Raw genomic sequence first — 10,297 nt, forward strand, 5'->3', positions numbered from 1 at the left:
TCCAACAAGTAATAATGATAACAACCTTTTTTTAATCACATTTTTCTTCATAAAATATTCGCGGTAACTCCGCTACCTCCCTTATATAATTAAATTTCCTATTTAGCAACATTTCATATATCTATATTATATGAATAAAACTCTAAGTATCTTTGTAATATCTCAAAATATTGACGTCAATCTTTTGTAGATAACACAAAAGATTGATTTATATCTTTTGGAAAGCAACACAAAAGATTGACTTATATCTTTTGAAAAATAACACAAAAGAAAGGTTTCTATTTGCTAAAAATTAAAGCAAAATCTCACTTTGCATACATCAGAATCTAACACAAAAAATATATTCTGATGTCAATATGTGATAAAATAAATCATATGATACAACTAGAAAGGCAGGTCATTTTAATGACAAATATTCAAACAATAATAAATGAATTATCTCCACTTGATTATAAAAATATAAAAAACCAAAAATGCGATTCTGTGACTTATGACTCTAGAAAAGCAATTTCAAATTCGGTTTTTGTAGCTATAAGAGGTTTTAAAGTAGATGGGCATAAGTTTATCCCCTCAGCTATAGAAAACGGATGCACTACAATAGTGTGTGAAAATTATCCTGAAAATATCGATCCTAATATAGCATTCATAAGAGTTTCTGACTCTAGAGAGGCTCTTGGAATTTGCTCTAAAACTATATACGATGACTTTTCTGACAAAATGCCTCTAATAGGCATAACTGGTACAAATGGAAAAACAAGTTCTACGTACTTACTTCAAGGTTTGTTTGAAACTGCTGGTGAAAAAATAGGATTCATTGGTACAAATGGAGTACACACAGATGGTGTAACCACTCCACTTGGAAATACTACTCCAGAGTCATCAGAGCTCTACAAACTATTCAGTAAAATGCATAAAAACGGTACAAATTACGCTTTTATGGAAGTCTCATCTCATGCAACAGTTTTGAAACGAATACAGGGACTCAAATACAAAGTAGGCATATTTACAAATTTAACTGAGGACCACTTGATTTTCCACAAAACTATGGAAAATTATTACAATGCAAAAAAAGATTTCTTCAATTCTGTGGAACACTGCGTGATAAACATAGATGATGAATATGGACAAAGGCTGTACCGCGAACTTTTAGCAGAAGACAAAAAAGTCTATAGCTATAGTCTCAAGAAAGATTCTGATTTTAGAGCAGAAATACTTGAAGCCTCTCTAAATGGCTCTGTGTTTAGATTTACTTGTTCAAAGGGAAGCATAGATTTGACACTCAGCCTACCTGGAATATTTAATATTCAAAATGCTCTAGGAGTTATAGGTGCTGGAATCATCTGCGGATTAAACCTTGAAACTATAAAACGTGGATTCGCAAATCTAAAAGGCATCCCCGGTAGATTTGAATCTCTTGAAACCACACTAGCTTGTACTGTAATACTTGACTTTGCCCACACTCCTGATGGTCTTGAAAAAGTCATGCAAACTATAGAAGCTCTCTCTAGTAATAGAAAAATAGCTCTATTTGGTGCTCAAGGCGAAAGAGACAAAGCAAGGCGTGGACAAATGGGAAAAATATCTGGAAAGTATGCCGATATAACTATACTCACAGAAGACAATCCCGTGTTTGAAGACCCTAAAGATATATGCCTTGAAATAGCGGAAGGTGTAAAATCTGAAAATGGTGAATTCAAAATAATAGTAGACCGATCTGAAGCCATAAACTATGTAATAAAAAACCATCTTCCTGGGGATATTATAGTTTTAGCTGGTAAATCAACTGAGCCGTATCAAATTGTAGGTGATAAAAAAATACCATATAGCGAAAGAGATATCGCAATAAAGGCACTTAGAGAAGCTGAAAAAATTTAGCTAAAAAACTCCAGTCAGAAATCCTCACTATCAAAGTGATTTTTGACTGGAGTTTTTAATATTAAATTCTGATTTAGCTCGTCTTAAGTTCTAAATCTCTTTGCTTTGATTTTTTAGAAACTTCCCAGTTTCTAGCTTTAGTTCTTCTATCCCAAAGTTCTTTATAAAGTCCCCCACGTTTTAATATATCTTGATGTGAGCCTCTATCTACAAGTTTTCCATCATCTAAAACTACTATCTGATCTGCATTTTTTATAGTTTTTAACTTGTGAGCTATGACTATCAATGTCTTGTTCTTTACAAGTTCGCTTATAGCTTCCTGTATATATTTTTCATTATCCGGATCGACACTAGCAGTTGCTTCATCTAACAGTACTATCGGCGCATCTTTCAATATAGCTCTAGCTATTGATATTCTTTGACTTTCACCACCAGATAGTGATGCTCCACCTTCTCCAACCATTGTCTCAAATCCATGTTCTAGTTTTTCTATAAATTCATAGCATCTAGCTTTTTTACACGCTTCTATAACTTCTTTCATACTAGCCTCTGGCCTTGCTATCTTTATATTAGCTAATATGGTGTCATTGAATAAATAGACATTTTGAAACACCATACTTATATTCTTTAAAAGACTATCGCAAGTCATATCTTTTATATTTTGACCGCCAATCCTTATTTCACCTTCATTCACATCCCAAAATCTAGCTATCAAATTTGTTATAGTAGTTTTTCCGCAACCTGACTTTCCAACTAAAGCAGTCATTGTTTTTTCTTTTATAGCAAATGAAATATCAGACAGCACTTTTTTATCTTCATATGCAAAACTAACGTCCTTAAATTCTATGTCAAAATTATCTAATTCTATGTTCTTTCCATTTTTGTCTATAACTTCATACCCCATGACTTCATCATATCTATCGAGAGCAGTTTCCATTATTCTAGCTAGCGCCACTACAGAACCAAGCATTTGAAATGGAACAAAAAACTGAAATACATATATGAGTATCATGAGTCCAAACTCAACATCTATTTGACCGCCTAACATGAGCCTAGATGACATAAGCACTACAAGCCCTACTCCAATACCAAACCATCCATCAAAACCTATGAATTTCTTAGCAAAGCCTTGTTCAAAATCTATAGCATAATCTCTAGTCACCCTGAAAGTATTGTGAAGTTTTTTCATTTGTTCTCCCTGCAAATTGAAAACCTTAATTACCCCTATACCTTTTACAAATTCTATAACACTTCCAACTAGTACGCCCATTTGAGCTTGGCGTTTATCTGCGTGTTTTTTAGAATAATCATCCATTCCTTTTAAAAGCTTATAACCTATTGCAAATATCAAGACAGATATCAATCCGATTCTCCAATCAAATATAAACATCATCAAACTTCCGAGGAACATATTTATATATGCATTGACAATTTTTGACAAAGTTGACATTCCAAACATCTCTACAAACAATATATCTGTAGTTACTATAGATGAAACCTCTCCTACCATCCCCTCTGAAAAATATCCCATCGGAAGTCTCTTTAAATGTTCTCCTATTCTCATTCTCTCTTGCGCAAATATTTTATAACCAGTTCCGCTTTGTAGTCCATCTACTAATCTATGAAAAATCACTCTCATAACTATAGTTCCAATCAAAAGTAAAGTGGTTCTTAAAACGAATTCTTTATCTATTCCAGTAGTTATAGCATTGTAGATAGTCCACATCACAAGCATTTGGGGACCTATAGTAAATATTCCTTCGAAAAAAGCTACAACTATAGCTAATTTTAATTCTCTTTTGTACACATCTGATATCCCTAGCAATCTTCTTACTATACTAAGCATAAGCTTCCTCCTTTACACTTATGTCCCACTCAACTGAACGAGCATACGACTTCCAAAGTATATTGTACTCGGGTGAATTTTCTAGTAATTCCTCATGTCTTCCCTCTGCTACAAGATTTCCCTTGTCTAGTACTATCATTTTGTGAGCTCCCGCTACCGTTGATAATCTATGTGCTATTACTATTAAGGTTTTATTTTCTATGAGTTCTCCTATAGCATCTTGTATTTTATCTTCATTTTCAGCATCTGTTGATGATGTAGCTTCATCCAAAACTATTATAGGTGAATCTTTCAGTATAGCTCTAGCTATTGTGATTCTTTGTTTTTCGCCTCCAGACAATTTATCGCCAAGATCTCCTGGATGTGTTTCATACCCATTCTCAAGTTTCATTATGAAATCATGGCATTGTGCACTTTTAGCTGCTTTTATAACCTCTTCATCGCTCGCTTCTGGTCTGCCTAGTCTTATATTTTCTATTATAGGTATATTAAACAAGAACTTATCCTGTGATACAAAACTCACAAGTTCCATCAGCTGCTCCATTGGCATATTGGCTATAGGGACTCCACCTATTTTTATGCTACCTCCATCTATATCCCAGTAATGAACTAATAATTTGGCCAAAGTACTCTTTCCACTTCCAGATTCACCTACTATAGCAGTCACTTCATTTGTATTGGCTCTAAATGAAACACCTTTTATAACATCTATCTTGTCATAAGCAAATGAAACGCTCTCATACGAGACATCGTAACTGTCTATCTCTTGCCATATTTCTCCTGATTTTATAAAATCACCTTCGAATGTCTTTTCAAGCTCTCTTATCTTGTATGCCAAATTCGGTATATTCGGCATAAATTCCATGAGTTTTACAAGCGGCTCTCCTATACTCATTGCAAGTAGTAGCGAAAATACAAATGTTCCAAGTTCTAGGCTACCATTTATGTAGAATAAAGAACCAATTGGTAGCAAAAGCATAATTGTACAAGGAAGTATAGATGTATACATTGCCATATATGTCCAACTGCTTTTAAACCAATCCAATGTAAAGTCTCTATAATCCTCAACTTGATTTTTGTATTTTTCAAACGAACTCGTAGTTCTATTAAATACCTTTATTACTTCCATTCCCATAATATATTCCACTATAGTTCTATTCATTTCCTTTTCTGATTCATAATATTTCTCCATCTTTTTAATTCCAGATTTCATCATAAGTGCTATGGGTATGATTCCAAATGGTATAGAGCCCAGTGATAATAACGCCAACCTCCAATCAACCACAGCAAGTACTACTATGACTACCAACGGACTCATGAGATAAGGTAATCCCTCTGGTACCATATGAGCTATCAATGTTTCTATCTGCTCTATATCATCGACAAAATTTTTCTTATACGCCCCAGTTCCTCTATCGTTTATGGTTCCAAGAGGTAATTTCATCATCTTTTCTGCAAATGAAACCCTAAGTCCCATAAGTGTATCATATGCAACATCATGTGACGCTCCAAGTCCCTTTCCTCTAAACCACGTCTTTGCATATAGACTAATTCCTATCCCTATTGCCAAGTACAAAATTGTACTCATCTCTATATTTCCATCTTCTATAAACACAGAAACAAGCTTTGCAATAATAGCATATGGTACAATACCCATCACAACACTTAAAAACATAAAAGCTATTGCTAAATACATTTTGTTCTTGTAATCTTTAGCATAAAAAAGTATCTTTTTAAATCCTTCCATGTTAATCCCCCTCTCAATAAATACCGCTGGTATTTATTTTAGCAGAAAAAAATCTCACAGTCAATGAAATTGATTATCATTTTCGAAATTGTGAGTTTTTAAAATACTTATTAGCTTCTTCTAACGATTGCTTTAGTCCCAGAATTAACAAATGTAGCCATTTCTCTGATATAAGAATCTAACTTTTCATCTTCTGGTTTGTGAAGAAGTATAGTTTCTATGAAACTTATATACAGCGCCGAGCAGCTACTTATAAACAAATCGCTTGCTATATATTCTTTATTCGTTTTCGTTTTCATTTCTTCATAAAACGCTTTACTGCTTTTCTTGTATGAATTTATTAACTCTTGCCTAAAATTAGAATACTTTGAGCCATCTGCCGAAAAAAATAATAACATCATTTCGTCTCTATTTGACTCTATGAATCTAACATAATCATAAAACTCCTGTATTGATTTATTCTCAAGCTCAATATCATCATCAAATATATATCCATAGTCACTATCATCATAATCTAGTATTTTATCAATCGTATCTACGACTAGGGCTTCAAATAGCTCATCTTTGCTTCCAAAATAATTGTATATATTCCCCTTTGTTACTCCTGCTCTGGCTGCTATAGATCTAAGCGATGATTTTTGAAATCCCTTCTCTAAAAATTCTTGCTTAGCCTTGTCCAAAATATTATTTTTTACTTCTTCTTTTTTTACCTGCATCCTTATCATTCCTTTACCTTAGTGAGGTTTCCATGCCCTGATTTCTGAAATATTATACCACAATAAACGAATATTATTCTTTTTATTCAAATAAAATTCAAAAAATGGTTTACAATCTCTCTTTGTATTACGTGTTTATAGTATGAACCATTAGAAAAAGGTTATTTTGGGAGAAAAATAAATAAGTTGGGAGTTTTTAGGCAAGAAAGGATGTATCGAAATGAATTTATACAAAAGTCTAAAAGATGCTCAAGCTGGAAACTCCGATGCTGTATTAGCCATAGTCAAAAAATTTGAGTTAAGTGTGAAGAAATTTGCAAGAACCCTTAAATACCCAGAGGCAGAAACTGATCTTATGATTGAATTTTTGAATTTGATACAGAATCTTGATCTACAAAGATTCAATCTAGATGATGAAGGTCAACTTGTAATGTATATTTACAACTCTCTAAATCATAAAAAAATTGACTTGTACAGAAAACATATTCAAAACAAACAAGAATTGGTTTTTGTTGCAGATGTATACCCAATAAGTGATAATAACTATTCAAATTCATTTGAAAGCGATATCATTTTCAATGACATCATATCTTCGCTAAAACCGATTCAAAAAGACATCATATCTATGAAGTATCGCTATGGTTATACTGATGCCGATATTTCAAGAAAATTGGGTATATCAAGACAAGCAGTATACAAATCGCGTAATAAAGCCCTAGGCGTTTTGAGAAGGAATTTGGTTTAAGTTAAAGTTATTGAATCTTATGTAATTTAAAATGCACTGTCTCAATATAGATTTATTTATATTGAGATAGTGCATTTTAAATTTATATTAACGTATAAATTTTTCATATCCATAACTTATCAATTAATTTTCATCTTCAACTACTGGTTCTATTTTCGCTGCTTCTATTAATATATACATGTGACTAATAGCTAATACAATTATTTGAAGTATATTGTGTATATGATCAGATGATGAATCAAATAATGAGTAAAATATATTCCACATAGTATTTAGCATCCCTAATATACTCTCACCAAATTCCACCTCATCGCTCAAATCCATTATATATCCCCTATGCACAAAATATGGTATCTTAATTATCATCAATACTACAATTATTTTAATGAATTCTGGTTTTAGTATAAATTCTTTAAAAACGTTTTTGATTTTATTAATATCGTATCTTTTCGAACCTAAATTTAATATACTTAGTTGAATAAAAAGACAATCACCTATCACCACTAAGATCAAATAAACTACAAAATCTGGAAATATATGCCCAATAATAACTGAATTTATCCGAAAATAACATTTTACATAATTAGATATAATATCAATTGTAAATACTATAAATAGTTTTGAAAGCAAAAATGTTTTGAAATTAGATTTTATAAATACAATAATATCCCTGCTAAACTTAGCTTTTCCTCTAATACAATTTCTGTAGTAAAATATAAACGTTGCATAAAACATAACATAAACAATTACAAATATAAACAATCTGCCCCATTCCAACATATATGAAATTCTTCCAAACTCTGTAATATAATCAATAAGATAACGTATGCTGATAGGATAAATAAAAAATGTAGTTATAATCTGGAACAAAACAAAGCCTAAAAATAAAAATATATACTTCCTGTGTTGATTTGATAGTTTACTATCTTCATGCTCTAACAAAATAAATATCCCCTCTCCACATTTTGATATACTCCACACGTTAAATTATACTATGCCAAATTTAAAAATCAAGTCAACAAATATACTTTACATAAAATTGAATCCTCTCTCTTTACATGGTAAAATATACTAAGTTCAATTATCTCATTATAAAATGAAGTGACAAAATGAATTATAAAAAAATACTAGGATTATTAATCACAGCTATGATAATTACACTTGTAACTTGTAGTTGTTCTTCTGCTAAATCCTTGAGCAACGATGTCTCTGATCAAAGCGAAAATCTCTTAGTTTCTGAAGAATTGAATGAAATTGTTGAATTTGAAGATCCTGTTTTTGAAAAAACAATTAGAAAAAAATTGTACTTAAATGAAAATGATCCCATTAGCAAAGAGCACATGCTTTCTATCAAAAATCTTATGATATATGATTCTAAAACTATATCGATTGATGGTTTGCAATACGCAAAAAATTTAAAGGAATTAATGATACTTAATTGCAGAATCAAAGATTTTAGTCCCGTGAAAACATTGACAAATCTAGAACGATTAGAAATAGCTGGAGGAACTATTAGTTCACTAGATTTTTTGAAAAACTTAAATAAGCTAAATATATTACTACTTAGGAGTGCTGAAATAAGTGATATCTCCAATCTAACTGTACTTGAAAATTTAAAACAAATTTCATTAGAAGACAACAAAATTGAAGATATCTCTGTACTAGCTAATTTCCCAAATTTACTACATGTTGCACTAAGTAATAACAATATATCTGATATCTCTCCCCTAGCTGCATTAGATAAATTGGAAACTTTGCATATATCCAATGCTAATATCTCAGATTTATCCTTACTAAAAAATTTTAAAAACTTAGTGCATTTAGATGCAGTAAATAATAATATCTCAGATATTTCCTTCATCTCTAATTTGAAAAAGATACAATTGCTAAATCTATCTAGCAACAATATATCTTTATTTCCCAAAACAAATGGATTAGACGATTTAGTTCTAATTAATTTAGAAAATAATAGTATTTCAAATACTGAAAATTTTAATAGCATCAAAAATTTAGAAGAGTTAAATCTGAAAAACAATGATATAAAAACCGTCAGTGGAATTATCGACTTATCCTCATTATTTAGATTAGAATTAGATGACAATGATATAAGTGATATCAGAGGATTTAATAATTTAATATCATTGCATAAATTAAATTTGAGTGGAAACAAAAATCTAAATGCTAAGTCTCTTTACGACTTTCCCTTAAAATCTAATATTCGAGAATTAAATCTATCTGATTGTGGATTGAATAATGTAGAATTTCTAAATGATTTCAACAATGTTAGACATTTGTATTTGAGTGGTAATAAAATCAGTAGCTTAAAAGGTATAAATTCTAGAAATCTTAAAGACCTTATTCTTGACAATAACTCTATTTCACTTACTGAAAAAAACATAGATATACTAAGCAAATTATATAATTTAGGAAAGCTATCTCTTAATAATAATCCTTTGGGCAAATTGAAATTTCCCAAAATGAAAAATTTAGTTGCTCTATCGATTAATAACTGCAATATAAGTAAGCTACCTAAATTGAAAAACTATTTTCCCTCACTATCTTATTTTGATTGCACTAATTCAAATTTAGAAAATTTAAGAGCTTTAGATGACTTGTGGGAGATGAAATCTTTAACCTTGAGTGATTCTAGTATTGGAAATTTAAATGATTGGCCAAGAGGAGTTTCTAATATTGTAAAATTAGATTTATCAAATAGCAATGTCTCTAATTTAGATTTTATGAAAAATCTTAAAGAATGTGTTGAGTTGAGCCTAAACGATAATCCTATAAAAGATTTTAGTGGACTAAAAAACCTTCGATTTGTAGATCTTTATGTTAATAACACTGGCTTAACAGAATTAAATACTATTTTAAACTTGTGTTGTGTAAATCATTTATATGCAAATAATAACAATATAACTGAGATAAACTTTTTATCTAAAAATGCCAAATCATTAGAATTTTTATATGCAACCCACAACAAAATTTCAAAAGTATCTCATCTAGAAGATTTAAACTCTTTGTTTAAACTATATCTTAGTAATAATGATATCAAAGACATTTCTTCTTTCAAAAATTTATCGCAAATAAGCACATTAAAGCTTGATCATAATGACATTGAAGATATAAGTGAATTACAAAATTTGATCCCAAATTTCTTTATAGAAGAAATAGATTTGTCACATAACAATATTAGTGATTTGACTCCACTTAAAAACCTCTCTGTTGATGTGTTGTTTTTGAATGATAATAATATAAAAAATGCAAAGCCCATTGAAGAAATGAATAGACCTTATAAAATAAATATAGACAATAATCCTGTAGAAATTATGCCATGTGTTGATTCATCAATATTTACACCACTTGCA

At 30.6% G+C, this 10,297-nt stretch carries 7 protein-coding genes; 3 read left to right on the forward strand and 4 right to left on the reverse strand.

Annotated elements, in window-relative coordinates; translation table 11 throughout:
* Positions 1-405 precede the first annotated feature (405 nt).
* Positions 406-1,875 (forward strand): UDP-N-acetylmuramoyl-L-alanyl-D-glutamate--2,6-diaminopimelate ligase, encoded by a 1,470-nt coding sequence (locus N4A40_01430; protein MCT4660493.1) that lies wholly within the window; start codon positions 406-408, stop codon positions 1,873-1,875.
* A gap of 73 nt (positions 1,876-1,948) precedes the next feature.
* Here the strand turns inward: N4A40_01430 and N4A40_01435 are convergent, their stop codons facing one another.
* The 3 genes from N4A40_01435 to N4A40_01445 all read right to left on the reverse strand — a co-directional run bounded on the left by N4A40_01435 (position 1,949) and on the right by N4A40_01445 (position 6,184).
* Positions 1,949-3,721 (reverse strand): ABC transporter ATP-binding protein/permease, encoded by a 1,773-nt coding sequence (locus tag N4A40_01435; GenBank protein ID MCT4660494.1) that lies wholly within the window; start codon positions 3,719-3,721, stop codon positions 1,949-1,951.
* Positions 3,714-5,468 (reverse strand): ABC transporter ATP-binding protein/permease, encoded by a 1,755-nt coding sequence (locus N4A40_01440; GenBank protein ID MCT4660495.1) that lies wholly within the window; start codon positions 5,466-5,468, stop codon positions 3,714-3,716. Before N4A40_01440 ends, N4A40_01435 begins: the two co-directional genes overlap by 8 nt.
* Before the next feature lie 110 nt (positions 5,469-5,578).
* Positions 5,579-6,184, reverse strand: a complete 606-nt coding sequence (locus N4A40_01445; GenBank protein ID MCT4660496.1) for a TetR/AcrR family transcriptional regulator — start codon at positions 6,182-6,184, stop codon at positions 5,579-5,581.
* Positions 6,185-6,404: 220 nt separating this feature from the next.
* On the opposite strand from N4A40_01445, the gene N4A40_01450 reads away from it, so the two are divergent.
* Positions 6,405-6,929 (forward strand): sigma-70 family RNA polymerase sigma factor, encoded by a 525-nt coding sequence (locus tag N4A40_01450; GenBank protein ID MCT4660497.1) that lies wholly within the window; start codon positions 6,405-6,407, stop codon positions 6,927-6,929.
* Between the two features lie 123 nt (positions 6,930-7,052).
* On the opposite strand, the gene N4A40_01455 is transcribed toward N4A40_01450, so the two are convergent.
* Positions 7,053-7,871 carry a hypothetical protein gene (locus tag N4A40_01455; protein ID MCT4660498.1) on the reverse strand — a complete coding sequence of 273 codons (819 nt, stop codon included), beginning with the start codon at positions 7,869-7,871 and terminating at the stop codon, positions 7,053-7,055.
* 167 nt (positions 7,872-8,038) lie between these two features.
* Between N4A40_01455 and N4A40_01460 the strand changes: the two genes are divergently transcribed.
* Positions 8,039-10,297 (forward strand): leucine-rich repeat domain-containing protein (locus N4A40_01460; GenBank protein ID MCT4660499.1); only part of this gene is annotated, 2,259 nt, incomplete at its 3' end.

The organism is Tissierellales bacterium, assembly GCA_025210965.1.
Lineage (GTDB): Bacteria > Bacillota > Clostridia > Tissierellales > JAOAQY01 > JAOAQY01.

Coding starts and splice junctions, on each gene's coding strand:
- N4A40_01445 (MCT4660496.1), bottom strand. CDS start 6,184: ATGCAGGTAAAAAAAGAAGAAGTAAAAAATAATATTTTGGACAAGGCT.
- N4A40_01430 (MCT4660493.1), top strand. CDS start 406: ATGACAAATATTCAAACAATAATAAATGAATTATCTCCACTTGATTAT.
- N4A40_01450 (MCT4660497.1), top strand. CDS start 6,405: ATGAATTTATACAAAAGTCTAAAAGATGCTCAAGCTGGAAACTCCGAT.
- N4A40_01440 (MCT4660495.1), bottom strand. CDS start 5,468: ATGGAAGGATTTAAAAAGATACTTTTTTATGCTAAAGATTACAAGAAC.
- N4A40_01435 (MCT4660494.1), bottom strand. CDS start 3,721: ATGCTTAGTATAGTAAGAAGATTGCTAGGGATATCAGATGTGTACAAA.